This is a genomic window from Polymorphobacter sp. PAMC 29334 (assembly GCF_019431245.1).
GTDB classification, from domain to species: Bacteria; Pseudomonadota; Alphaproteobacteria; order Sphingomonadales; family Sphingomonadaceae; genus Polymorphobacter_B; species Polymorphobacter_B megasporae.
This window is the reverse complement of sequence record NZ_CP080243.1, coordinates 1,160,996-1,185,413: the sequence shown is the minus strand read 5'-3', so window position 1 is coordinate 1,185,413 and position 24,418 is coordinate 1,160,996. Positions and strand designations below refer to the sequence as shown.

At 67.1% G+C, this 24,418-nt stretch carries 24 protein-coding genes; 13 read left to right on the top strand and 11 right to left on the bottom strand.

Going from position 1 to position 24,418, the window contains the following annotated elements:
- Positions 1-73 precede the first annotated feature (73 nt).
- On the bottom strand, positions 74-1,582 hold the full coding sequence (locus tag KZX46_RS09515) for a CoA-acylating methylmalonate-semialdehyde dehydrogenase (RefSeq protein WP_219776381.1): 1,509 nt from the start codon (positions 1,580-1,582) through the stop codon (positions 74-76).
- 413 nt (positions 1,583-1,995) lie between these two features.
- On the opposite strand from KZX46_RS09515, the gene KZX46_RS09510 reads away from it, so the two are divergent.
- Both KZX46_RS09510 and KZX46_RS09505 read left to right on the top strand, forming a co-directional pair.
- On the top strand, positions 1,996-2,562 hold the full coding sequence (locus KZX46_RS09510; protein WP_219776380.1) for a hypothetical protein: 567 nt from the start codon (positions 1,996-1,998) through the stop codon (positions 2,560-2,562).
- A gap of 4 nt (positions 2,563-2,566) precedes the next feature.
- The gene (locus tag KZX46_RS09505) at positions 2,567-2,971 is read left to right on the top strand and encodes a hypothetical protein (protein WP_219776379.1); all 405 of its coding nucleotides are present in this window, start codon (positions 2,567-2,569) and stop codon (positions 2,969-2,971) included.
- Positions 2,972-3,185: 214 nt separating this feature from the next.
- On the opposite strand, the gene KZX46_RS09500 is transcribed toward KZX46_RS09505, so the two are convergent.
- Both KZX46_RS09500 and KZX46_RS22840 read right to left on the bottom strand, forming a co-directional pair.
- Positions 3,186-3,989, bottom strand: a complete 804-nt coding sequence (locus KZX46_RS09500) for a sterol desaturase family protein (RefSeq protein ID WP_219776378.1) — start codon at positions 3,987-3,989, stop codon at positions 3,186-3,188.
- A 91-nt stretch (positions 3,990-4,080) separates the two neighbouring features.
- Positions 4,081-4,803 (bottom strand): PEPxxWA-CTERM sorting domain-containing protein, encoded by a 723-nt coding sequence (locus tag KZX46_RS22840; protein WP_226896202.1) that lies wholly within the window; start codon positions 4,801-4,803, stop codon positions 4,081-4,083.
- 292 nt (positions 4,804-5,095) lie between these two features.
- Between KZX46_RS22840 and KZX46_RS09490 the strand changes: the two genes are divergently transcribed.
- From KZX46_RS09490 to KZX46_RS09470, 5 genes are all read left to right on the top strand, one after another.
- Positions 5,096-5,374, top strand: coding sequence for a hypothetical protein (locus KZX46_RS09490; RefSeq protein WP_219776377.1), 279 nt, complete (start codon positions 5,096-5,098; stop codon positions 5,372-5,374).
- Complete coding sequence (locus KZX46_RS09485; protein WP_219776376.1) at positions 5,371-5,727, top strand: PRC-barrel domain-containing protein; 357 nt, start codon at positions 5,371-5,373, stop codon at positions 5,725-5,727. The genes KZX46_RS09490 and KZX46_RS09485 overlap by 4 nt, the downstream gene beginning before the upstream one ends.
- Positions 5,728-5,793: 66 nt before the next feature.
- Positions 5,794-6,834, top strand: coding sequence for an amino acid dehydrogenase (locus KZX46_RS09480; RefSeq protein ID WP_219776375.1), 1,041 nt, complete (start codon positions 5,794-5,796; stop codon positions 6,832-6,834).
- A gap of 78 nt (positions 6,835-6,912) precedes the next feature.
- Complete coding sequence (locus KZX46_RS09475; RefSeq protein ID WP_219776374.1) at positions 6,913-9,189, top strand: xanthine dehydrogenase family protein molybdopterin-binding subunit; 2,277 nt, start codon at positions 6,913-6,915, stop codon at positions 9,187-9,189.
- Positions 9,186-10,526, top strand: a complete 1,341-nt coding sequence (locus KZX46_RS09470) for a Wzz/FepE/Etk N-terminal domain-containing protein (RefSeq protein WP_219776373.1) — start codon at positions 9,186-9,188, stop codon at positions 10,524-10,526. Before KZX46_RS09475 ends, KZX46_RS09470 begins: the two co-directional genes overlap by 4 nt.
- Positions 10,527-10,548: 22 nt before the next feature.
- Here KZX46_RS09470 and KZX46_RS09465 read toward each other — a convergent pair whose 3' ends face one another.
- Together KZX46_RS09465 and KZX46_RS09460 are read right to left on the bottom strand one after the other, a co-directional pair.
- Positions 10,549-10,851, bottom strand: a complete 303-nt coding sequence (locus tag KZX46_RS09465) for a hypothetical protein (RefSeq protein WP_219776372.1) — start codon at positions 10,849-10,851, stop codon at positions 10,549-10,551.
- Between the two features lie 65 nt (positions 10,852-10,916).
- Complete coding sequence (locus KZX46_RS09460) at positions 10,917-11,402, bottom strand: peroxiredoxin (RefSeq protein WP_216708956.1); 486 nt, start codon at positions 11,400-11,402, stop codon at positions 10,917-10,919.
- An 83-nt stretch (positions 11,403-11,485) separates the two neighbouring features.
- Here KZX46_RS09460 and KZX46_RS09455 point away from each other — a divergent pair, with 83 nt between their 5' ends.
- Positions 11,486-12,061: a YqgE/AlgH family protein gene (locus KZX46_RS09455; RefSeq protein WP_216708955.1), complete on the top strand. Its 576-nt coding sequence runs from the start codon at positions 11,486-11,488 to the stop codon at positions 12,059-12,061.
- Here KZX46_RS09455 and KZX46_RS09450 read toward each other — a convergent pair whose 3' ends face one another.
- Positions 12,062-14,101 carry an AsmA family protein gene (locus KZX46_RS09450; RefSeq protein ID WP_219776371.1) on the bottom strand — a complete coding sequence of 680 codons (2,040 nt, stop codon included), beginning with the start codon at positions 14,099-14,101 and terminating at the stop codon, positions 12,062-12,064.
- Positions 14,102-14,251: 150 nt separating this feature from the next.
- Between KZX46_RS09450 and rpmI the strand changes: the two genes are divergently transcribed.
- From rpmI to pheT, 4 genes are all read left to right on the top strand, one after another.
- Complete coding sequence (gene rpmI / locus KZX46_RS09445; protein ID WP_216708953.1) at positions 14,252-14,458, top strand: 50S ribosomal protein L35; 207 nt, start codon at positions 14,252-14,254, stop codon at positions 14,456-14,458.
- A gap of 10 nt (positions 14,459-14,468) precedes the next feature.
- Positions 14,469-14,846: a 50S ribosomal protein L20 gene (gene rplT / locus KZX46_RS09440; RefSeq protein ID WP_219776370.1), complete on the top strand. Its 378-nt coding sequence runs from the start codon at positions 14,469-14,471 to the stop codon at positions 14,844-14,846.
- A 181-nt stretch (positions 14,847-15,027) separates the two neighbouring features.
- Positions 15,028-16,095, top strand: coding sequence for a phenylalanine--tRNA ligase subunit alpha (gene pheS / locus KZX46_RS09435; protein WP_219776369.1), 1,068 nt, complete (start codon positions 15,028-15,030; stop codon positions 16,093-16,095).
- Positions 16,092-18,443 (top strand): phenylalanine--tRNA ligase subunit beta, encoded by a 2,352-nt coding sequence (pheT, locus tag KZX46_RS09430; protein ID WP_219776368.1) that lies wholly within the window; start codon positions 16,092-16,094, stop codon positions 18,441-18,443. The genes pheS and pheT overlap by 4 nt, the downstream gene beginning before the upstream one ends.
- Before the next feature lie 94 nt (positions 18,444-18,537).
- On the opposite strand, the gene KZX46_RS09425 is transcribed toward pheT, so the two are convergent.
- The 3 genes from KZX46_RS09425 to KZX46_RS09415 all read right to left on the bottom strand — a co-directional run bounded on the left by KZX46_RS09425 (position 18,538) and on the right by KZX46_RS09415 (position 21,334).
- Positions 18,538-19,323, bottom strand: coding sequence for an alpha/beta fold hydrolase (locus KZX46_RS09425; RefSeq protein ID WP_219776367.1), 786 nt, complete (start codon positions 19,321-19,323; stop codon positions 18,538-18,540).
- 79 nt (positions 19,324-19,402) lie between these two features.
- A complete protein-coding gene (locus KZX46_RS09420) occupies positions 19,403-20,062 on the bottom strand; it encodes an outer membrane protein (protein WP_219776366.1) in 660 nt (219 codons plus the stop codon).
- Between the two features lie 243 nt (positions 20,063-20,305).
- Entirely contained in the window at positions 20,306-21,334 is a 1,029-nt protein-coding gene (locus tag KZX46_RS09415; protein ID WP_219776365.1) for an aspartate-semialdehyde dehydrogenase, read from the bottom strand.
- Positions 21,335-21,457: 123 nt separating this feature from the next.
- Here KZX46_RS09415 and KZX46_RS09410 point away from each other — a divergent pair, with 123 nt between their 5' ends.
- Positions 21,458-22,831: a pyridoxal-dependent decarboxylase gene (locus KZX46_RS09410; protein ID WP_219776364.1), complete on the top strand. Its 1,374-nt coding sequence runs from the start codon at positions 21,458-21,460 to the stop codon at positions 22,829-22,831.
- Here the strand turns inward: KZX46_RS09410 and leuB are convergent.
- Together leuB and KZX46_RS09400 are read right to left on the bottom strand one after the other, a co-directional pair.
- A complete protein-coding gene (gene leuB, locus KZX46_RS09405; RefSeq protein WP_219776363.1) occupies positions 22,828-23,895 on the bottom strand; it encodes a 3-isopropylmalate dehydrogenase in 1,068 nt (355 codons plus the stop codon). The genes KZX46_RS09410 and leuB overlap by 4 nt on opposite strands.
- 69 nt (positions 23,896-23,964) lie before the next feature.
- Positions 23,965-24,366, bottom strand: a complete 402-nt coding sequence (locus tag KZX46_RS09400) for a BLUF domain-containing protein (protein ID WP_219776362.1) — start codon at positions 24,364-24,366, stop codon at positions 23,965-23,967.
- Positions 24,367-24,418 lie beyond the last annotated feature (52 nt).

The window sequence follows — 24,418 nt, the reverse complement described above, 5'->3', positions numbered from 1 at the left end:
GGGTCCCCGCTTTCGCGGGGATGACAAGGAATTGCGAGACAATCGTGAGTGCCCGCTCAGTTTATCAGGGGGCTCACTTCATCGTCGGAATGACAAAGCTGCTATCGGTCACCGCCGCCCCCGCGTCGAGGCTCGGCCAGCGCTGCGTCACGGTCTTGAGCCGGGTGTAGAACCGCACCCCCTCCGTCCCGTGGATGCCGGTGTCGCCGAACGCCGAGCGCTTCCACCCGCCGAAGCTGTGGTACGCGACCGGGACCGGGATCGGCACGTTGATCCCGACCATGCCGACGTCGACAGTCGCGGCGAACTCGCGGGCGGCGGGGCCGTTCCTCGTGAAGATCGCGACGCCGTTGCCGTACTGGTGCTTCGACGGCAGGCTGATTGCCTCGGCGAGCGACTCGGCGCGGACCATCTGGAGGACCGGGCCGAAGATCTCGTCCTGGTACGACTGCATGTGCGGCTTGACGTAGTCGAACAGCGTCGGCCCGACGAAGAAGCCACCCTCGTGCCCCTGCAGGCTGAACCCGCGCCCGTCGACGACGAGCTCGGCGCCATCGTCGACCCCCATGCCGATATAGCTCTCGATCCGCTCGCGGTGCGCCGCGCTGACCACCGGGCCGTAATGCGCGTCGAGGTCGGTCGAGACGCCGAGGCGAAGCTTGGCGATCTCGGGGAGCAGGCGTTCGCGCAGCTCGTCGGCGGTCGCCTTGCCGACCGGCACGACCACCGGCAGCGCCATGCACCGCTCTCCCGCCGAGCCAAACGCCGCGCCGACGAGATCGGCGACCGTCTGGTCCATGTCGGCGTCGGGGAGGACGACACCATGGTTCTTCGCGCCGCCCATCGCCTGGACGCGCTTCCCCGCCGCGACGCCGCGCCGGTAGACGTAATGCGCGATGTCCGACGAGCCGACGAAGCTGACCGCCTTGACGTCGGGGTGGTCGAGGATCGCGTCGACCGCGACCTTGTCGCCGTGGACGACGTTGAGGATGCCCGCCGGCAACCCGGCCTCGAGCATCAGTTCGCCGAGCCGCAGCGGCAGCGACGGATCGCGCTCGCTCGGCTTCAAAATGAAGGCGTTGCCGCACGCGATGGCGACGCCGAACATCCACATCGGGATCATCGCTGGGAAGTTGAACGGCGTGATCCCCGCGACGACGCCCAATGGCTGGCGCATCGAATAGACGTCGATCCCCGGCCCCGCCCCCTGCGTGTATTCGCCCTTGAGCAGATGCGGGATGCCGCAAGCGAACTCGATCACCTCGAGCCCGCGCTGGATATCGCCCCGCGAGTCGGCGATGACCTTGCCGTGCTCGCTCGACAACATGTGCGCGAGGCTGTCCATCTCGGCCTCGACGAGCGCCTTGAACGCGAACATCACCCGCGCGCGCCGCTGCGGATTGGTCGCGCCCCACGCCGGCTGCGCCGCGACCGCGTTCGCCACCGCCGCGTCGAGATCGGCCGCGCTGGCGAGTGCGACCCGCGCCTGCACTTGGCCCGTGTTCGGGTCGAAGACGTCCGACGTGCGACCCGAGGTTCCGGCCGTGGCGCTGCCGCCGATCAGATGAACGATATCACGCATTGCGACTCTCCCGCGCCGGTCTCCGCCAGCGGACGCGGTCGCTTTTCCATGCCGGGGCGATGCCGACAAGGGGCGTATTAGTCGCGAGCTGGTAAACGGGAGTGTCTGCTATAGGGTAGGAAGCGAACGGGCAACTTTGTGGCGAACCCGACAAGCGTTGCGGCCGGCGATAGAGTGCGCAGTTAAACTTTTCTCCCTCTGGTGTTCATGATGCCGGTCAGCTGTTTGCTCTCTGGCCCGATGATCGCGAAGCCATGTCGGCTACGAGCGAACACAAGTGGAAGTGATGGACGCGTGGGAAAGTTGAACGAACGGCATCGCATAAAGTGGGCGGCGATTCGGCACCATTGTCATCTAGGAGCGTTACTATATCCGTTCACGGCTTGATGTTTGTCGGCGCGTGGGGGGCAAGGATGATCCATCTGGTCGAAGCGTCGAAGTGGGCGTTCAAGACGTCTGGAAGCGGCGGTTTCAGTATCGATATCGTTGCCGCAACTGGCGGTATCGTCGAGCTGTTCGACCCTACCGGCAAGGAACAGCATTTCTACTATGGCGGCGTTGGTGCCGGAATTTCCACACCAGGGCTCAAGGTGCCGAAACTTGGCAGCGTTGTGGGGCGGCTGCTGACCAGTCGAGCGCTTAACGGTAGCGGCGGGACCACCGGTATGTGGAACACTGGTACGGTCTATAAGACAGCCGTGGTCGGCAATCGCGAGTTGACGCGCGGTGATTTCACCGGAGGTGCGGTGCTTGCCGACCTCGGGGTTTCGACGCCGATCAAGGGACTGGTCGGCACAGTTATGCTGGTCGGCCTCGACCCCTTGATGATGATTTCGCTGCTGACAAATCCACTAATCGTTTTGGCGGAACTGCTGCTCGGCCGCGGCCCGGCACTAGCGCCTAAAGCTATGATCGATATTCTTGGCGACTCGCGCGGACTGGTCGCCGGGGGCAATGCCTATGTTGGATATATGAGGTAGTCTGATGCGCCTTTCGATCAGCCTGGTTTTGCTCGGCGTCATCGCGTGGCTGGTCGGCGGCGTCTTTGCATTTCAGCGGCATCAAAACGACGCGCAGCCGCATGAGATTGCTCGAGGGGTCGTGAGCCGGCTCGACCCGGCACCGTATCACGCGCATGTGACCGTGACGCCCGCGCGGGGTGCGCCGTTCACGTGGTTCACCGCGTCCCGCACGCCGCTCCAGGTCGGCCAGGTCGTCGATGTCCGCCTGTCGCCCGGTGCGCCCGAAACCGCAGAGTTGGTGGAAGGCTCCGGCTACGGAACCGCGATCGACCTCGGACTCATCGGCCTCGCCCTGCTCATCGGCGCGCTGATTGCTCCATGGCTGCTCGCGCGCTTTCCCGGGATTTTCGCTTCGCCCATCCGGTAAAAGAATGCGGCAAAGCGTTTGCTGCTCATCCTCATCGTGAGTGAGTGAGTGATCACGCCCGGAGCTGCGAGTATTGCTCGGGTCGCCTACTAGGGGGCAGCGCGACCATTGGGGAAGGGGGAAGAATGATAGCTGAAACTGGCGCGGCCTACGGCGGACTCTGGGGCGCTTGCCGACCTTCAAGCGGACGGACCTGCGCCCCAGCGCCGCGAAGTCAGCGCGGGCTCAGCGGCTGGATCAGTTGCTCGTGCATCCGGGCGGGGACCGGGTGGTCGGTGCCGTAGTCCTCGGGCCATTCGCGGGGCACGTAATAGCTGCCGAACAGCCGGTCGACGAAGGGCAGCATCGCCGAATAATTGCGGTCGATATGGTCGCGGCGGGTGTGGTGCCAGTGGTGGAACGCCGGGGTGGCGACGATGTGTTCGAGCCAGCCGAAGCGCCATCTGACGTTGGCGTGGATGAAGAAGCCCCAGAAGGTGCCGACGAAGACGACGATCAAGGGCACGATGTCGAGCTTGCCCGACAACGGGCTGGCGAGGCCGAGGATGTACAGCGGGACGAGCCCGACGAACTTGCCGAATACCATGTCGACCGGGTGGGCGCGGGTGTTGACCAGCCAGTCGAGATGCTCGGCGCTGTGGTGGAGCGCATGGAATTTCCACAGGAACGGGATCTCGTGGCTCCAGCGGTGGCCCCAGTAGAAGCCGATCTCGCCGACGACGAGCGACGCGACGATCCGCCAGCCGAGCGGCAGCCCCGCGCTGAATTCCTGGACCTGCGACGGCACGATGTGGTGGACGCCGAGCGCGACGATCGCCATCGGCACGCCGAGCAGAATGCCGGGCAACAGGCTCGAGATGAAGTACCAGACGAGGTCGGTGCCGATCCCGGCGCGGCGGACCTTCGCCTCACGCAGCGTGAACAGCCGCTCGAGCGGAACGAAGACGACCGCAAGAATGACGAGCCAGAGGCATAGCCGGAGGATATCGACGGCGAAGGTCTGGATCTGGTGCGGCATCGTTCCCGCCCCTTAGCCCAAAAATGCGCAATCGTCGACGGTGACCGGGCCAAGCATAGTGCTTAACCCGGTCATCGCCAGTGTCGCAGGCCTAGGCGGCAACCGTACCGCGGCGACGGGCGCGCATCGCGCCGCCGACGAGGCCGAGGCCGCCGATCATCATCGCCCATGTCGCGGGCTCGGGAACCGTCCCCGACACGCCGTCGAGCAGCGAGAAGGGCGGCTTGCCCTCGGGCGTGCCGAGCGCGAGGAACGACAGGACTTCGGTCGTGCCCGTCGCGGTGAAGGTGAAGCTCTCGTGCATCCAGCCGCTGAAGCTGTGGCTCGGATTCGAGTATTTCGCCGTCGAGATCGTCTGGTTGCCGAGGCTGACCAGCCATTTTTCGGTCGTGTCTCCAGAGAAGCCAGTCTGCTGCGCAGCGGCCCAGTCGAACGAAACGGTAAACGCCTTGCCGATCTTCAAGCCCGTAATCGTCTGCTGGATCGGCGCGGTCTCGTAAGCGCCGTCGGCGGCGACGAAGTTACCGCCGGTCGGGCTGTTCGCGAAAACGTCGTTGCCGCCGTTATGCGAGCCCCAGAGCGAAAGATTGCCCGACTCGCCCGACGAGCCGGTGGTGTCCGCCGTGCCCGCTCCGAAGACGAAGTTGTAGCCGTTCGACGACCAGCCGGTCGCGATCGTCTGATGGTCGAACTGGCCCGGGCCAGCCGTCGTTGCTTCGAAGTCGCCGTTGACGACGAGGTTGGTTCCGGCAGCAGCCGGAACGGCGACCGCGCCGAGCGCGAGCGCGGCGGCAAAAAGTGACAGGAAGCGCATTTAAGACCCTTTTGATGACGACCGTGGGTGCCACATGCGCGGCACTCGCCGAATATCCTGCAAAGTGCGTGCCAACGCCCCGGATCAAGGTCGTTTAGGCGCCTGCCTATCGTTATGAGTGCGTTACGACTTGATTAATGGCTCGTCCCCAAGCGCGAGAAATCATTTCTTAATTCTTGCTAACGCATAACTGTCGGCAGGCTTTACACTTTGCCAAATCGCCGCACGGAACTGCGATAGTCGGAGCGCTTTTTGTGCACGGCTGGGTTAGCGAATTTGGGAAGCAGCACGGATGGAGCACGTTGCCAATTGGGTCGCGCCGATCGCGACGACGCTTGCCGCACTATTGGTCGCGGCGAACCTCGGGGCGCGGATCACCGGCATCGGCTTCATCGCGTTTGCGGTCGGGTCGGTCGGCTGGATGGTGATCGGCGCGGCGACGGGGCAGGCGAGTTTGATCTGGCAAAACGCGGTGCTGTTGCTCGTCAACATTCTCGGCGTGTGGCGATGGCTTGGCCTTCGCGCTCGCTACGACAAGGGCGCCGCCGCCGCGACGCGGGCAACGCTGTGAGCATCGATCGCGCGCATGTCCCCGGGTGCGACGACGCCGCGTTGACGCCATTGAGCCTGTTCGTCGGGGCCAGCGTCGCCGGGCCCGACGGCAAGGCGGTCGGGACGATCGCCGACGTGATGATGGCCGCCGCCGAGGGCCGTATCGTCTATGTCGCGCTGAGCGTCGGCGGCATCGTCGGCATCGGCGAGCGGCTGTTTGCAGTCCCGTGGGGCGCGTTCGTCGTCGATCCCGCCAACGGCGCGCTTTCGGTCCGAGAAACTGCGGGGTTCGATGGCCCGGGCTTCGACAAGGACGAATGGCCGTGTGTTGCCGACACCAATTTCCTACCGCACCGACTCGTTTCGGCGTAGAGACTTCCCCGAGGCACGTGGTTCGTTTATTGCGCGCGCCTGTTCGATAATTACAGGCCCACCGCCATGCTGTTCGATGCCCCCGACTTCGACGCCCATGAAGGCGTCCATTTCTTCGACGATCCGGCGAGCGGGCTGAAGGCGATCATCGCGGTTCATTCGACGCATCGCGGCCCCGCGGCAGGCGGCTGCCGCTGGTGGACCTATGTCGACGACGAAGCGGCGCTGACCGACGCGCTGCGGCTGTCGCGGGGCATGAGCTACAAGAACGCAATGGCGGGCCTCGCGGTCGGCGGCGGCAAGGGTGTCATCCTCAAGGCGGGTTACGGGCCGAAGTCCGAGGCGCTGCTCGAAGCATTCGGCGCGGCAATCGACTCGCTCGGCGGCAAGTACGTCACCGCCGAAGACGTCGGCATGTCCGACGCCGACATGACGGTCATCTCGCGGAAGACGAAGTTCGTCTCGGGGCTGCCGGTCAGCGGCGGCGCGGCGGGGGGCAATCCCGGGCCATCGACCGCGCAAGGCATCTTCCTCGGCATCCGCGCCGCGGTCCGCCACAAGCTCGGCAAGAGCGACTTCGCGGGCGTGCATGTCGCGATCCAGGGGCTCGGCAGCGTCGGCGGCGGGGTCGCCGAGCGACTCGCGGCCGCGGGGGCCAGACTGACCGTCGCCGACATCGACGAGGCGCGCGCCGCCCGGATGGCGGCGTCGCTCGGCGCGACTCACGTGGCGGTGGAGGACATCACGCGGGTCAGCGCCGACGTGTTCAGCCCGAACGCGCTCGGCGCGGTGCTCGACGCCGACACGATCGCCAACCTCGACGTCGCGATCGTCGCCGGGGCGGCGAACAACCAGCTCGCGACCCCGGCCGACGGCGCGCGGGTCAAGGCGCGCGGCATCCTGTACGCGCCGGACTACGTCATCAACGCGGGCGGCATCATCAACGTCGTCGCGGAATATCTGGGCGACGGGGACGCCGATGCGGTCGCGTCGCGGATCGCCGAGATCGAGCCACGCCTCGCGGCGATCTTCGCCGAAGCCGATGCGAGCGGGCGGACGACCGATGCGGTGGCGGACGCGATGGCGCGGAAGCTGATCGGCCGGTAACCTCCGGCGAGGATTTTTGACGCGACCCGTGCCCCGCCACCCGCTAAAGTGGCGCGTCACGCCCGCGAGGAATCCCGCATGAAGTTCGGAATCGGCCAGTCCCCGAAGCGCGTCGAGGATTTCCGCCTGCTGACCGGCAACGGCCGCTTCACCGACGACATCCAGCTTGCGGGCGCACTGTTCGCCGCGACGGTCCGCTCACCGTACGGCCACGCGCGGATCGCCGCGATCGACACCAGCGACGCGAGAGCGGTCCCCGGGGTTGTCGCGGTCTATACCCACGCCGACATCGCGCATTATGGCGTTATCCCGTGCCTCGTCCCGTTCTCGGGCAAGGTCACGACACCGCACGCAATGCTGACGGGCGACAAGGCGCGCTTCGTCGGCGACGGCATCGCCTTCGTCGTCGCCGAGACCCGCGAGGCCGCGCGCGCGGGCGCCGACGCCGTCATCGTCGACTATGACGAACTCCCCGCCGTCACCACCATCGCCGACGCCATCGCCCCCGGCGCGACGAAGGTGTGGGACGACGCCCCGTCGAACGACCTGTTCGCCTTCCCGCTCGGCGACGGCGACGCGGCCACCGCGGCGATCGCCGCCGCCGCGCACGTCACGAGGCTCCGCGTGATCCAGAACCGCGTCGCGCCGACGTCGATGGAGGTCCGTGCCGCGGTCGGCGATTACAGCGAAGCCGGCGGCTTCACCCTCGATTTCGGCGGGCAGGGCGTCGCCTCGGCGCGCAAGATGGTCGCCGGGATCATGGGCGTCGACCCCGGCAAGGTCCGCATCCGCTGCGGCGATGTCGGCGGCGGCTTCGGCATGAAGGCGTTCCTCTACCCCGAATATCTCCTCGTCCTCCACGCCGCGCGCGACCTCGGCCGCCCGGTCAAGTGGACTGGCGAGCGCGGCGACGCCTTTCAGTCGGACACCCACGGCCGGGCGATGGTCAGCGACGCCGCGATCGGCTTCGACGCCGACGGGCTCATCACCGCACTCCAGGTCGAGACGTGGAGCGACCTCGGTGCGTACCAGTCGCAGTTCGGCCCGGCGATCCAGACCGTCGCCGGCGGGCGCATCCTCGGCGGCGTCTATCGCATCCCGGTGATCCACAACCTCGTCCACGGCATCATGACCAACACCACGCCGGTCGACGCGTATCGCGGCGCGGGGCGGCCCGAGGCGGCGTACATCGTCGAGCGGCTGGTCGAGGCCGCCGCGCGTGAACTCGGTGTTGGGGTCGACGAGATTCGCCGCAAGAACCTGCTCCGCCCCGATGAATTGCCGCACGCCAACGGGCTCGGCCTGACCTTCGACATCGGCAACTTTCCGGCGGTGCTCGACAAGGCGTTGTCGAACGCCGACTGGGCGGGCTTCCCCGAGCGCAAGGCGGCGGCGGCGCGCAAAGGCCTCCGCTACGGGCGCGGCATCGCGTATTACGTCGAGATCGCCGGCGGCGGGTCGACCGAGGAATTCGCCGACATCCGCGTCGGCAGCGACGGCATCGTCGAGGCGGCGGTCGGCACCCAGTCGAACGGCCAGGGCCATGAAACCGCGTACGCGCAGGTCCTCGCCGACCGGCTCGGCCTGCCGATGGAGTCGATCCGCATCGTCCAGGGCGACACCGACCGGCTCGACGACGGCAACGGCACCGGCGGGTCGCGCAGCCTTGCCTGGGGCGGCGGCGCAGTAATTGAGGCGGGCGACGACATGGTCAAGCGCGGGATCGAGCTGGCGAAGGCCGATCTCGACGTCGCCGACGTCGACTATGCCGAGGGCGTGTTCGGTGCGCGCGGCACCAACCGCACCGTCAGCCTCGCCGAACTCGCGGCGAAGCACCCCGGCGGGCTCGACGGTCGCGCCACGTACAAGCCCGAGACCCCGCGCCCGACCTTTCCAAACGGCTGCCACGTCGCCGAGGTCGAGATCGACCCCGCGACCGGCACGACCAAGGTCGTCCGCTACAGCCTCGTCGACGATTTCGGCGTGCTGATGAACCCGATGCTCGTCGAGGGGCAGATCCACGGCGGCGTCGCGCAGGGACTCGGCCAGGTTCTGCTCGAGGACATCGTCTACGGCGACGGCGCGCAGCTTTTGACCGGATCGTTCATGGACTACGGCGTTCCGCGTGCCGACGACATGCCGCCGGTGATCGGCTTCGCCACGCTCGGCACGCCGTCGCCGACCAACCCGCTGGGGGTCAAGGGCTGCGGCGAGGCAGGAACGATCGGCGCGATGCCGTCGATCATGAACGCGATCATCGACGCGCTCGACGGCACCCAGCTCGAGATGCCCGCGACGATCGAGAAGGTCTGGCGCATCTGCCGCAGCCTCGATGTCGCGGAGGCCGCCGAATGAGCCTCGCACAGCTTTGGGCGATCTTCCGCGCAGCGTGGATGTCGATCGCGGCGATGGTCGTCGTCGCCAGCCTGACCGCTTATCTGTTCTCGTCGTCGCTGCCGAAGGCGTATTCGGCAAAGGCGCGTGTCATGCTCAATATCGGCAATAGCGACCCGACCCAATATTCGGCGCTCGGCGCGAAAACCGAGGACACCTATATCGCCACGCAGATCAAGCTGGTCAGCGACGATGCCGTGATGCGCGATGTCGTCACCAAGCTCGGCTGGCCAACCGATCCCGCCGTGATCAGCGCGTGGGAACAGTCGACCGGCGGCATGGGTGACGTCACGAACTGGGCCGCCGCGCGGATCAGGGGCAATGTCGCGGCGGTCCCGTTCGAGGACAGCTCGATCATCGAAATCTATTACTCCGCCGAATCGGTGGATACGGCCAAGGCGATCGTCGCGCTGATCCGCACGGCGTATATCGACAACGACTTGCGGCTGCGCGCCGAGGCCGCGCGCAAGGCGTCGTCGTGGAACCGGACCGTCGCGGCCCAGGCGCTGATTGCGCTGCAAAAGTCCGAGGCCGAGCGCGCCGCTTTCCTCAAGGCCAACGACATCCCGATCGATACGAGCAACGGCAGCCTCGAGACGCGTGAGCTGACCGCGTTGCGGGCCCAGACGATCCCGGCCGAGATGGGCTCGATCAATCCGCCGACCACGCCGTTGATGGGCAAGCTCAAGAATAATATCGCGGCGCTCGATGCGCAGATCGCCGTCATGACCGCCGATCGCGGCCTGAGCGATCCGGTGATGCAGAGCGCAATGGCACAGCGCGATGTGCTCCGCACTCAGCTCGCGCACGAAACCGATTTCGCCAACGCGGGGAACAACGCCACCGACGCGCAGATCGCCGCCAACCGCGTCCTGCGCGACCGCCAGTATCTCGAAGCGCGGCTGCGGATTCTCGACCGCGGGCCGGTGTACGACAAGCTGGCGGCGATCGACCGCGATCTTGCGCTGCGTGAAAAGCTCTACAAGAACGCCGCACAGCGCGTGCAGGATTTCGAGGCGGTCGCCGCGGCGCCGAGCGGGCTTCAGGTCATCGGCGACGTCATCGCCAACGACGACATGATCTACCCCAACATCCCGCTGACGGTCGGCCTCGCGGCGGGGATCAGCCTCGGGCTCGGGCTGGCGATCGCGCTGTTCAGCGAGATGCTGCGACGCATGGTCCGCGGTGCCGACGACCTCGAATTCTACAGCGGGGTGCCAGTGATGGCGGTGATCGCATCGACGCCGCCCGCCAAAAGCTGGTTCCGGCGGTTCGGCAGGCTGCGCCCGGCGCTCTAGCGTCGCGGGCGCGAGGGACCGCCTACTGCGGCGACGCGGGCCGGCAGGCGGCCACGCCCGGCGTCGAACAATGCATTGCGCGCATCGTCGCGACAGCCGCAAGGTCGAGCCTGCGCTCGACGATCGCGGCGTCGAGCACCACGCCGAGCGCGGCATCATCGCCGCCGAGGCATCGCCAGAACAGGTCGTAGACATCGGGCCGGGGTGGCAGCCGCGTCAGGACGAGCAACGCGCGAATCCGGTCGAAGCGCATCAGCGGCGCTTCCTCGATCTCGGCGTCGATCTCGGCGGGCCGAACCGCCGTCGACATTTCGGTGTGATACACTGCCCGCTCCCGTTGCCGCCCACCGCTTAACGGCGGTGGGCGGCACGGGTGTAGCTGGAGGCGTACTAAGCGAGCTGGCCCATCAGATGCTCGGCCGACGACACCTGAAATGCGCCGGGCTCCTCGATGTTGAGCTGCTCGACGACGCCGTTGCGAACGAGCATCGAGAAACGCTGGCCGCGCATGCCCATGCCGAACTTGCTGCCGTCCATCGTCAGGCCGAGCGCCTTGACGAAATCGCCATTGCCGTCAGCGAGCATCGTGACCTTTCCCGCCGCGCCGGCGCTCTGGCCCCATGCGCCCATGACGAAGGCGTCGTTGACCGATACGCAGACGATCTCGTCGACGCCGGCCGCCTTGATCGTGTCGGCGTTCGAGATGTAGCCCGGCAAATGCTTCGCCGAGCAGGTCGGGGTGAAGGCGCCCGGAACTGAAAACAGCGCGACGGTCCGCCCGGCAAACAGCGCCTCGGTCGACAGCGGCTGCGGGCCGGCTTCGGTGGCCTTGATCAGCGTCGCTGATGGCACGGCATCGCCTACCTTGATCGTCATGCTTAATCTCCCATTGGCTTGGTGCGCCCTGCGATAGCGACGCGCATTGCACGCGTCCAGCGCCCCGGTTTATGACGGTTCGGATGAGTGATCCGCGCTTCCTGACCGGTCAATATCTCCTGTCGATGCCCGGCATCGGCGACGAGCGCTTCAACCGGACAGTCATCGCGATGTGCGTCCACGACGACGACGGCGCGCTCGGGATGATCGTCAATCGCCCGCATGCATCGATGACGGTGCGCGAATTGATGGCGCAACTCGACATCGACCCCGGCGTCACGCCACTCGACGCGCGCGTGATGAGCGGCGGCCCAGTCGAGCCAGGGCGCGGCTTCGTCGTTCATTCACCCGACTATAGCGGACAAGGGACGATCCACGTCGGCAGCCTCGGCGGGATTCGCTGGGGACTGACCTCGACGGTCGACGTGCTGCGCGACATCGCGGTCGGCCGCGGGCCGAAGCGCTGGCTGGCGGCGCTCGGCTATACCGGCTGGAGCGCGGGGCAGCTCGATAACGAGCTATCCCGCCACGGCTGGCACAGCATCGAGGGCAGCGACGACTTGATGTTCGACACCGCCGTCGACCGCCGGTGGCCGCGTGCATTCGCCTCGCTCGGCATCGATGTCGGACATCTGTCTGCCGCGTCGGGCACGGCGTAACTACTTCTTTTTCTTGATCTTCGGATCGGGGGTTGCCGAGTCGACGACCGCCGCGGTTTTTGCGCCTTCGACCGCCGCACAATTCGAATTCTTCGCGGTGCCGAGGTCGACGAACGGCAGGATCGCCGCGATCGGAGTTCCGACGATGCCGAGCAACACGCTGGCACCGCCGCGCGTGAGCAATTCCTTCGAGATCGGGTTGATCTTCGGCGCGGCGAACCAGCCACCCACTCCGATCGGCGACTGGCCCGAGAACAGGCTGAGTTCCTTCGACCGCCCGCGGAGCGACAGGTCGATCGCTTCGTCCTTGAAGCTGAATTGCCCGTTCATCCGGTAGACGGCGCGGCCGGTGTCGAAGATCACCGGGTCGGCGCGCGAGATGCCGTTGGTGACGGTAAACGCCGCGAGGCCGCAGCGAATATCGCGCGGCTTCTTCAGGTCCTTGCCGAAGAACGCGAGCAGAAAATTCTGCACGTCGAGCTTCGCGAGCTCGATATTACGCACCCACAATGTGCCCTGGCTGACGATGATCGCAATCCGGCCGGTCGAAGCGCCCAGCGACGTTCGCACCGAATCGCCCGCCCCGCGCAGCTTGATGCGCCCGCCGACGTTCGCAGTGGTGCCGTTATCCTCGACCTTGAACGACGTCAGCAGCCGCCCGATCGGGACTTGGGTCATGCGGATGTCGTAGTCGGCGACAACCGGCTCCTTGTGCGCATCGAGCTCGATATCTGCAGTCACCCGACCGCCGATGACGTCGAAGGCCACCGGCTTCAACTTGAGGTCGCGGTCGTCGAGGTCGAGCGTCAATGTCAGATTCGCGATCGGCACGTTGCCGGTCCGAATATGCGCCGCGGTATAATGGACGTCGGCGTCGAAACCTTTGAGCGACGTGATATCGAGTGATGCGTCGGGCAGGACACGCGGATGTCCGTTGACGATCGTGATCGCACCCTTGCCGCCCTGCGCGTCGAGCTTATCGGGCGAATATCCGATCCACGGGCCGACATCGAGAATATCGAGCGTTTGGGTGTGGAGGTCGCCGACGATCTTCGAACGTGCCCCGCCAGTCGTCACGGAGAGCCGCCCGGCGAGGTCGGAATCGCCGAAACGTCCGGCGAGATTGGTGAATTTATAGGTGTCGCCGGACTTGGTGAAGTTCGCCGCCAACTTGTACGGCCGGCTCGGCGGAGCGTTCGCCCCCGCCAGCTTGAACAGCGTCTGAAGGTTCTTGCCCGCGAGTGTCACGCGAAGGTCAGCCCCCTCGATCCGCGTCGCGCCGGGAAGCGTGCCCGACACGTCGATCTGCGTCGCTGCGACATAAGCGTGGAGGTCGAGCCCGGTCTTGCCACCAACGATCGTGGAGTTCGGCGTGGTCAGGCTGCCGTGAAGCTTGAACGGCGCGGCGAGCGCAGTTCCGCCACCAGCGAAGGTGAGCGGCCCCGTCACGGTGCCGCTGTCGCGTTTCCCGACCGACCCGTTGAGGTCGCCGAAAGTCAGGCGGACATCGGCCTTGTGCTTCGCGTCGATATAATGCGCGATCGTCCCGGTCACCGCCGCGCGGTCGATCGGCGGCATCTTGAACGGCGTGTTGCCGGCGAAAGTCCAGGTGTTGCGCCCCGCCGCGTCGATCTCCAACCCGGCGCTGCCGCCATCGAGGTTGAGAAACAGGATGTGCTGGCGCCCGAAGATCAGGTCGAACGTGCTGATCTCGGCATCGATCAGCTTCGCACTGAACAATTGCGGGTCGTGTGCCCATGACGGGTTGGCAAGCGTCAGCCCCTCGGCGAGAAACTTAAGGTGGAACGGATTGAAATAGAACTGGAAATCGCCCGCAACCGCGACTTGCCGGTCGGCGTATCGGCTGGCGTATCGCTCGAAGGTCGGCTTGAGGAAACGCCCTTTGGTAACAAACAGGATCAGCCACGCGAGCACGATCAGGCCGATGATCGTCATCAGCACCCCGAGCACCGCACTTACCGCCCCGTGGAACGGCTCGCGGCGGCGCATGGTCTTAGGGTCCGCGGTGAGTGTATCCATCGCGACCCAACGGCGACGGCGCGATGTCGTTCCGGCGCATCATCGGTTGCGTCAAGTGGGGCATGCGGCTATACGCCCGCCTCCACGTCTGAATCGCCCGGCTGAATGGGCTGCCGAGGCGATTCTGTTTGCGTGTTCACAGGAGACGAAATGCCCAAGCTCAAGACCAAGAGCGGTGTCAAGAAGCGATTCAAGATCACCGCGTCGGGTAAGGTGAAGCACGGTGCCGTCGGCAAGCGCCACCGCCTGACTCACCACAATGCCAAATACATCCGCCAGAACCGCGGCACAGACACGATTTCCGACGCCGATGCGCGGACTATCAAGCTCTGGGCCCCGTACGGCCTGAAGCGCTAGGAGTCCCGATATGGCACGTGTCAAACGCGGGACAACCTCGCACGCCCGTCACAAGCGGGTCCTCGAATTGGCGAAGGGCTATTATGGCCGTCGCAAGAACACCATCCGCGTCGCGCGGCAGGCCGTCGAAAAGGCTGGCCAGTATGCGTACCGCGACCGCAAGGCGAAGAAGCGCAACTTCCGCGCTTTGTGGATCCAGCGGATCAACGCCGCCGTTCGCGAAGTCGGCCTGACCTACGGCGTCTTCATGCACGGCCTCAAGCTGGCGAATGTCGAACTGGACCGGAAGATCCTCGCCGACATCGCGATGCACGAGCCCGAGGCGTTCCGCGCGATCGCCGCGCAGGCGCAGGCCGCGCTCGACGCTAAGCCGGCGATGGCCGCTTAAGCACGGCTCGACGACGTTCAGGGGCGCGGGTGGCGACAAGCCGCCCGCGCCCCTTTCGTTTTGGGACCCGTCCAGCTAAGCCCCTCCCTGTCATCCCCGCGAAAGCGGGGACCCAATGTCACTGCCCTCGGTGACCTTGGGTCCCCGCTTTCGCGGGGATGACGGTTTGAGAAATGGACCGATGACCGAACCCGACCAGCTCATCGCGGCGATCGACGCCGCTGCCTCCCTCGACGCGCTCGAGGCGATCCGCATCGCCGCGCTTGGCAAGGCGGGCAGCGTCACCGCGCTGATGAAGACGCTCGGCCAGATGGCCCCCGACCTGCGCCTGACCGAGGGGCCGCGCCTCAACGCAATGCGTGATGCGGTCGGTGCCGCGATCGCCGCGCGCAAGGCCGCGCTCGAAGCCGCCGCACTCGACGCGCGTCTGGCGAGCGAACGCCTCGACATGACGCTGCCGGTCGCCGCCGCGCCCGCCGGCAGCATCCACCCGATCAGCCAGGTGATGGACGAACTCGCCGAGATTTTCGCCGATCTCGGCTTCGCGGTCGCCACCGGGCCCGAAATCGAGGACGACTGGCACAATTTCACCGCGCTCAACATGGACGAGAACCACCCGGCGCGGGCGATGCACGACACCTTCTACTTCCCCGACACGCCGGGCAGCGACAAGCGCATGGTACTGCGGACGCACACCTCGCCGGTCCAGATCCGGACGATGCTGACGCAGAAGCCGCCAATCCGGATCATTGCGCCGGGGCGGACGTACCGCTCCGATTCCGACGCGACCCACACCCCGATGTTTCACCAGGTCGAGGGGCTGGTGATCGACCGCGGCATCACGATGGGGCATCTCAAGTGGACGCTCGAAACCTTCGTCAAGGCGTTCTTCGAGGTCGACGAGATCGAACTCCGGCTGCGCCCGAGCTATTTCCCCTTCACCGAGCCATCGGCCGAAGTCGACGTCGGCTGTTCGTGGGCGGGCGGCACGCTGTCGATCGGCGGCAGCGAGTCGTGGCTCGAAATCCTCGGCAGCGGCATGGTCCATCCGCGCGTCATCGAAGCCTGCGGCCTCGACCCCGAGGAGTATCAGGGCTTTGCCTTCGGCTGCGGCATCGACCGGCTGGCGATGCTCAAATACGGCATGACCGACCTCCGCGCCTTCTTCGACGGCGACGCCCGCTGGCTCCGCCACTACGGCTTCCGCGGCATCGACGTGCCGACGCTGAGCGGGGGAGTGGGCGCGTGAAATTCACTCTGTCGTGGCTCCGCGACCATCTCGACACCGATGCCTCGCTCGATCGCATCCTCACCGCGCTGACCGATTGCGGGCTCGAGGTCGAGGGAGTGACTGATCCGGCGAAGGCGCTTGCGCCGTTCGTCATTGCAGAGGTGCTCACCGCCGCGCCGCACCCGCAGGCCGACAAGCTCCAGGTGCTGACCGTCACCACCGGCAGCGGCGACCCGCTCCAGGTCGTCTGCGGCGCGACCAACGCACGCGCGGGAATGAAGGGCGTATTCGGCGCGGTCGGGACGTACGTTCCCGGGAGCGACCTGACGCTCAAGGTCGCGAGCATCCGCGGCGTCGAATCGCGCGGGATGATGTGCTCGATGCGCGAGCTCGAACTGTCCGACGAGCATGACGGGATCATCGACCTCCCCGCCGACGCCCCCGTCGGCACCGCCTACGCCGCATGGGCCGCGCTCGACGACCCGGTGATCGAGGTCGGGATCACGCCGAACCGGCAAGATTGCATGGGGGTCGCCGGGATCGCGCGCGACCTCGCCGCCGCCGGCATCGGCACGCTGCGCACCCCGCCGGTCGCGCCGGTCGCGGGCTGCTTCCCCTGCCCGATCGAGATCCGCACCGACGACGACGGCTGCCCGGCGTTCCTCGGGCGGGCGGTCCGCGGCGTCTCCAACAGACCGTCGCCCGAGTGGCTCCAGCGGCGGCTGCGTGCGATCGGGCAGAAGCCGATCTCGGCGCTCGTCGACATCACCAATTTCATCACCTTCGACCGCGGCCGCCCGCTCCACGTCTACGACCTTGCGCATGTCGCGGGCGGGCTGACCGCCAGGCGCGCGGTGCCGGGTGAAAGTGTCGTCGCGCTCAACGGCAAGACCTATGCGCTCGACGCGACGATGACCGTCATCGCCGACGACGCGCAAGTCCACGACATCGGCGGCATCATGGGCGGGGCGGCGTCGGGCGTGTCGGCGGCAACGACCGACGTGCTGATCGAGTGCGCCTACTTCACCCCCGAACGGATCGGCGCGACCGGACGCAAGCTCGGGCTGAGCAGCGACGCGCGTGCGCGCTTCGAGCGCGGCGTCGACCCGGGTTTCCTCGCCGGCGGCCTCGACCTCGCGACCGCGATGGTCCTCGACCTGTGCGGCGGCGAAGCGTCCGACGCGGTCGTCGCGGGCAGCATCCCCGTCCCCGACAAGACCGTGATGTACCGCCCCGAACGGACACGGACGCTGACCGGGGTCGCGGTCGCCGCCGACGAACAAGCGGCGATCCTGACGCGGCTCGGCTTCAGCGTCACGCGCGGCGAGCGCTGGCGCATCGCCGTGCCGTCGTGGCGGCGCGACATCGACGGCGAGGCCGACATCGTCGAGGAAGTCGTCCGGATCAACGGCTTCGCGCATATCCCATCGACCCCGCTGCCCCGCGCCGAGGGCGTCGCCCGCCCGACCGCGACCCCGGCGCAATTGATGGAGCGCCGCCTTCGCCGCGCACTCGCCGCGCGCGGGCTCGACGAGGCGGTGACATGGAGCTTCGTCTCCCCGGCGCAGGCCGAGCCGTTCGGCGGCGCGGCGTGGACGCTCGACAATCCGATCTCGTCCGAGCTGTCGGCAATGCGCCCGTCTCTTATCCCCGGGCTGCTCGCGGCGGCGAAGCGCAACCTCGACCGCGGCGAGGCGGGCGTTCGGCTGTTCGAGGTCGGGCGGCGCTATCTGGCCGAAGGCGAGCACGCCACCGCCGCGATCCTGATGGCCGGCGCGGCACGCGCGCGCGATTGGCAGACTGGAGCCGCGACAAGCTATTCGGCGTTTGATGCCAAGGCCGAGGCGGTCGCCGCGCTCGCCGCCGCCGGGGTTCCGGTCGACCGGTTGAGCGTCCTGCCCCCCGCAGATCCGTGGTTTCATCCCGGGCGCTCGGGACGCCTCGCGCTCGGAGCGAAGATGGTGCTGGCAAGCTTTGGCGAGTTGCACCCGCGCGTCGGAGCGACGCGTGACCCCGTCGCGGTTGCCGAGATCTATCTCGATGCGATCCCGCAAGCGCGCTCGGCGAAGCGTACGCGCCCGGTGTTCACCCCGCCGCCGTTACAGGCCGTGACGCGCGACTTCGCCTTTGTCGTTGCCGCCGACCTGCCCGCCGAGACGCTGCTGCGGGCCGTTCGCATGGCCGACAAGGTCGCGATCACCAATGTCGCGCTGTTCGACCGCTTCCCGCTCGACGACAAGGTCAGTCTTGCGGTGACGGTAACGCTCCAGCCGGTCGAGCGCAGCTTCACCGATGCCGATATCGACGCGATCTCGGCGAAGATCGTTGCCGCCGCGGCGAAGGCCGGTGGCGTGTTGCGGGGCTAGGCTTTATCACTGTCATCCCCGCGAAAGCGGGGAGCCAAAGTCCCTGACGATGGTGACCTTCGGTCCCCGCCTTCGCGGGGATGACAATCGGTAATTAAGCGGGACTTTCCTGCGCCAGGAACGCGGCGATCGCAGCGCCGAGGTTGGGCATCGTGACCGAACTCATGTGCGTCCCCGGAATCTCTACATAGTGTGCGTTAGGCAGCGCCGCCGCTAGATCGGGGGCCGAGCCATTGTCCTGATCGGCGGCACCGCACACCACCAACGACGGGGTCGCCAGCGCGCGGATCGCCTCGATCGTCGTTTCCGCCTGCGCGCGGAGCAGGTGCGAGACCGCCTCGCCGTCGATCTTGTTGGTCTTCATGAACTGGACCGCGAGCCAGCCGGGGGTGCCGCGCGCGAAGCTGTCGGGCTCGGCGATGACGTTTAGAAACCAGCCGGTCCGCCGGTTCGACTCGATCAACCCGGCGAGGCCCATCCCGGCGAGGACCACGCGGCGCGGCCGCATCCCGCGAACCAGCAGCCGCACCGCGGTCCGGCTGCCGAGCGAATAGCCGCCAAGGTCGAAGTCGGTCAGCCCGAGGTGCGCCACGAGCGCCTCGACATCGCGCGACAGGACATCGACCGGGTACGCTGCGGCGTCGTGCGGCTTGGCACTCAGCCCGTGCGCGCGGAAGTCGGGCATGATCACGCGAAACCCGGCAGCGGCGATCGTCGCGGCGGTGCCGAACCTGATCCAGTTGGTCACCGCGTCGCTGAACAGGCCGTGGAGCAGGACCACGGGCCGCCCTTCCCCGACCTCGCGCCATACGATCGCCTGCCCGTCGGACGAAGCGAAGGTCTGCGCCGGCACGGCGGTCTTGGTCGGGTCATTGCTCATGCGCGTTCGATACGCTCCGGCTTGGACACCGGCAATCGAAGCGTGCCGGGGCAGGATGTCCCCGCCCCGGTGTCGTCGACTAGAAGTGGAAGTTCAGCCCTGCCGTCACCGCGTTGCGGCGGTAATTGCTGGTGACGTTGCCCTCGTTGGCGAACGAGGCGTCATACAGGTTGCGCGTGCCGTATTCCGAGTAGTTATACTCGACCCGGGCCGTCACCGCGCGGGCGATCGCCTGCTCGTAGCCGACGCCGACGGTGTAGCCGTCACGGTTCTCGACATCGTACCCGGTGCCATTGCCGGTGTCGAAGCGCGCGTTTGAATAGCCGCCGCGGACGTAGACCAGCCCGCCGGTATTGACGAGATAACCGAGGCGGCCGGTGCCGTTGAAGGTCCGTCCGACGCGCAGGTCGTAGATGTTGTTATAGCCGTCGTACGACCGGCCATCGCCGGTCCGCCCGGTGGCGCTCGCCTCGACGCCGAGGACGAAATGCGGGCTCAGCCGGTAATCGTAGCCGATCTGTCCGCCATAGGCGAAGCCCGACGTCCGGTCGCGCGCGCGGTAGAACGAGCCGTCGGCGGTCGCGAGCCCGAGCCGCTGCTCATCCTGCTGCCAGCCGCCTTGGATACCGATGTACGGCCCGTTGAACGCCTGCGTCGGCTCGCTGACGACCGAACCAACCTGCGCCGATGCCGACGCGGCGGCCAACGCCGCAGATGCGGCGAAAATGAATTTCATCATAAGGAGGGGACCTCTTAAGCTAATTACCGGTGAAAACGCGCCGGTACCCGGAGCAGCCTCGCACGGCGCAATTGCAGCCGATTGGCGAGGCCGTCACCAAAACGTCCTACGCGATAAAAGGGGCCAAACCCTTGGCGAGATTGTCGTTCCGCCCGCGATTCAAGCGGGCGGAATCGTCAAGCGGCGGCAAGCGGCTGCCTCGCCCCAGGCCCGAACGGGCGAAACGAACGCTGCGGGGCGGGTCTAAGCCGCCTTCTTCAGGTGCCGCCGCCCGAGCAGCTCGGCGATCTGGACCGCGTTGAGCGCCGCGCCCTTGCGGAGATTATCCGCGACGCACCACAGCTGCAGGCCGTATTCGACCGTCGGGTCCTTGCGGACGCGGCTGACGTAGGTCGCGTATTCGCCGACGCATTCGAGCGGGGTGATGTAGCCGCCGTCCTCGCGCTTATCGACGAGCATGATGCCGGGGGCCTCGCGCAGGATCGCCTGCGCCTGTGCCGCCGACAACGGCCGCTCGAATTCGATCGAGATCGCTTCGGAATGGCCGACGAAAACCGGCACGCGGACGCACGTCGCGGCGACCTTGATGTCCTGCCCCATGATCTTCGCGGTTTCGGCGACCATCTTCCATTCTTCCTTGGTCTGGCCGTCGGGCATGAAGACGTCGATGTGCGGGATGACGTTGAAGGCGATCTGCTTGGTGAACTTCGAATGCGTCTTGGGGTCGCCGACGAAGACCGCGCGGGTCTGTTCGAACAGCTCGTCCATCCCCGCCTTGCCCGCGCCCGAAACCGACTGGTAGGTCGCGACGACGACGCGCTTGATCGTCGCCGCCTCGTGGAGCGGCTGGAGCGCGACGACCATCTGTGCGGTCGAGCAGTTCGGGTTCGCGATGATATTGCGCTTGGTGTAGCCGTCGATCGCGGTCGGGTTGACCTCCGGCACGATCAGCGGGACGTCGCGCTCCATGCGGAACAGCGACGAATTGTCGATGACCACGCACCCGGCGGCGGCGGCGATCGGGGCGTATTGCGCCGCCGGGCCCGACCCTGCCGCGAACAGCGCGATGTCGTAGCCGGAGAAGTCGAAATGCTCGAGGTTCTGAACCTTGAGCGTGCGCCCGTCCTCGCCGAAATCGATGATGTCGCCCTGGCTGCGCCCGCTCGCGAGCGCAGCGATTTCCTTGATCGGAAACTGCCGCTCGGCAAGGATGTTGAGCATCTCGCGCCCGACGCTCCCGGTCGCGCCGACGACGGCGACGTTGTAGGCCATTCGTGTTCTCCTGTGGGTGCGCGACTTAGCGACGCGCAGGCAGATCGGCAAGTCGAGCGCGGCGGCCGGAAAGCGCCAGACCGCAGCGCCCAGCCGTGCGATACGCCTCTGGGGGAGACTTTGATGACCGATCAGACGATGACGATCCGCGCGCTCGACGCTGCCGCCACCGCGGCCGAGGCTTATATCACCGGACTCGATGCCGCTCCCGTCGCGGCAACGGTGAGCCTCGCCGACCTCCGCGCCCGGCTCGACATCGGGCTGGGCGATACCGGAACCGCTGCGGACGAGGTGATCACGGACCTTGTTGCCGCCGTCGAGGGCGGGATCACCGGCAGCGCTGGCGGCCGCTTTTTCGCCTGGGTCATCGGCGGCACCCTGCCGTCGGCGCTCGCCGCCGACTGGCTCGCCGCGACATGGGACCAGAATGCCGGGCTGACCGCGTGCAGCCCGGCCGCGTCGGCGGTCGAGGAGATCGCGGGCAAGTGGCTCAAGGACCTGCTCGGCCTCCCGGCAGTGGCGTCGTTCGCGCTGACCAGCGGTTGCCAGATGGCGCATGCGACCTGCCTAGCGGCGGCGCGCCACCGGCTGCTCGCCGACCGCGGCTGGGACGTCGAGGCCGACGGTCTCGCCGGGGGGCCGCCGATCATGGTGATCGCGAACGACCAGCGGCATTTGTCGATCGATCGCGCGCTGAGGCTGCTCGGGATCGGCACGAAGGCGCTCTTGCCTGTCGCAACCGGCGACGACGGGCGGATCCTGCTGACCGCATTCGACGCCGCTCTCGCCGCCGCGGGCGACCGCCCGGTGATCGTCGCGCTCAATGCCGCCGACCTTAACATCGGGTCGTGCGACGACTTCGCCACGCTGATCCCCCGCGCCAAGGCGGCCGGCGCGTGGGTCCATATCGACGGCGCGTTCGGCTTGTGGGCGAAGGCGTCGCCACGGCACCGCGCGGTCGTCGACGGGGTCGAACGCGCCGACAGCTGGGCGACCGACGCGCACAAATGGCTCAACACCCCGTACGACTGCGGAATCGCCGTCGTTGCCGACGCCGCCGCGCACCGCGCCGCGATGACGGTATCGGCGAGCTACATGCCGGTCGATGGCTATGCACGCGAGGCGGTCGACTGGAACCCCGAATGGAGCCGCCGGGCACGCGGTTTTGCCGTCTATGCGGCAATGCGTGAGTTGGGGCGCGACGGCATCGCGGCGCTCGTCGACCGCTGCTGCGCGCATGCCGCGACGCTGGCGCACGGCATTGCGGCGCTCCCCGGCACGCGGCTGATCGGCGGCCCCGGGCTCAACCAGGCGTTGATCTCGTTCGGCGACGCGACCGATGCCGTCATCGCCCGGATCAACGCGAGCGGCGAGGCGATGTTCGGGGCGACGACGTGGCGCGGCCAGCGCGCGATGCGGGTTTGCGTGATCAACTGGCGAACGACCGACGCCGATATCGCACGCGCGATTGCCGCGGTCGCGGCGGCGCTCGACTAGAGGTGCGCGAGGACCGCGTCGGCCATCGCGGCGGTTGCCAGCATCCCGCCGATGTCGCGCGTTCGCGCACCGCCATCGAGCGCCGCCGCGACCGCGCTCTCGACCGCATCGGCTAGGTCGGGCCGCCCGAGCGAGTAGCGCAAGCCCATCGCGAGGCTGAGGATCGACGCGCACGGGTTCGCTACCCCCTGCCCGGCGATGTCGGGAGCCGAGCCGTGGATCGGCTCGTACAGCCCCGGCGTCCCCGCCTCCCCCAGCGCCGCCGACGGCAGCATGCCGAGCGAGCCGGTCAGCATCGCCGCCGCGTCGGACAGGATATCGCCGAACAGATTGTCGGTGAGGATGATATCGAACTGGCGCGGGGCCTTGACCAGCTGCATCGCGGCGTTGTCGGCGAGGATATGCGTCAGCTCGATGTGCGGATAATCGGCGTCGCGGAGCGCCTGCACCTCCTCGCGCCACAACAGCCCAGCCTCCATCACGTTCGCCTTTTCGGCCGAAGCGACCCGGCCACTCCGGTGCTTGGCGAGGTCGAACGCGACCCGCGCGACGCGGCGGATTTCAGACGACGTATAGACGTGGGTGTTGACCCCGCGGCGCTCGCCATTGCCGAGATCCTCGATCCCGCGCGGCTCGCCGAAATAGACCCCGCCGGTGAGTTCGCGGACGAACAGGATGTCGAGCCCGTCGACGATCTCGCGCTTGAGGCTCGATGCGTCGGCGAGCGCGGCGAAGCATTTTGCCGGGCGCAGGTTGGCGAAGACGTTCATCCCCGCGCGCAGTGCCAGCAGCCCTGCCTCGGGACGCTTGTCGTACGCCTGCTTTGCCCATTGCGGCCCGCCGACCGCGCCCATCAGCACCGCGTCGGACGCCTTTGCCTGCGCGAGCGTCTCTGCGGTCAGCGGCACGCCGTCGGCATCGATCGCCGCGCCGCCGAAGCGCGCAGTCGCCGTCGTCACGTCGAGGCCGTGATGCGTGTTGAGCCGGTCGACGACGCGCGCGGCCTGCGCGGTGACTTCGGGGCCGATCCCGTCGCCGGGGAGGAGGAGCAGGGTCTTGGTCATCGTGCCCCCGTAGCCGAGGCGACGGCGCTTCGCCAAGCCGGACGCGCGCCGTCCGGACTTAATTGCGCCTTAGCCGATACATTTCGCGAGGCCCCCGATCGCCGTGCGATACGCGTCCGACGACGGATCGCATTCGGCGAGCAGGTTCATGATCGTCCCAGCGCTGGTGCCGCCCCCGACGAATGCCATCGACCACGCCCCGAACGACCGCGCGCCGACCGACTGGCGCGACATGATATGGATGCCGGAGTGGCGCCGATCGGTCGTGATTGTGGCAAGCATCGGATCGACGTCGCTCGCGGCGCCCTCCAGGATTTGCACGAATCGCCCGGAATTAAAGGCCAGGACGCCGGTAATCTTCCGCTTTGCGTTGTTAATCAGCGATTTCTCGAAGATTTCGGCGAGCGTAATGAAAAAAGTCGACGAGCCGTCGTCGACGATGCTGGTACTGCGATAGGCGAGCTGAATCATGCCATGATGACTCCATCAGCGTCGTTCGCAAGTCAACTACATATGTTACTTA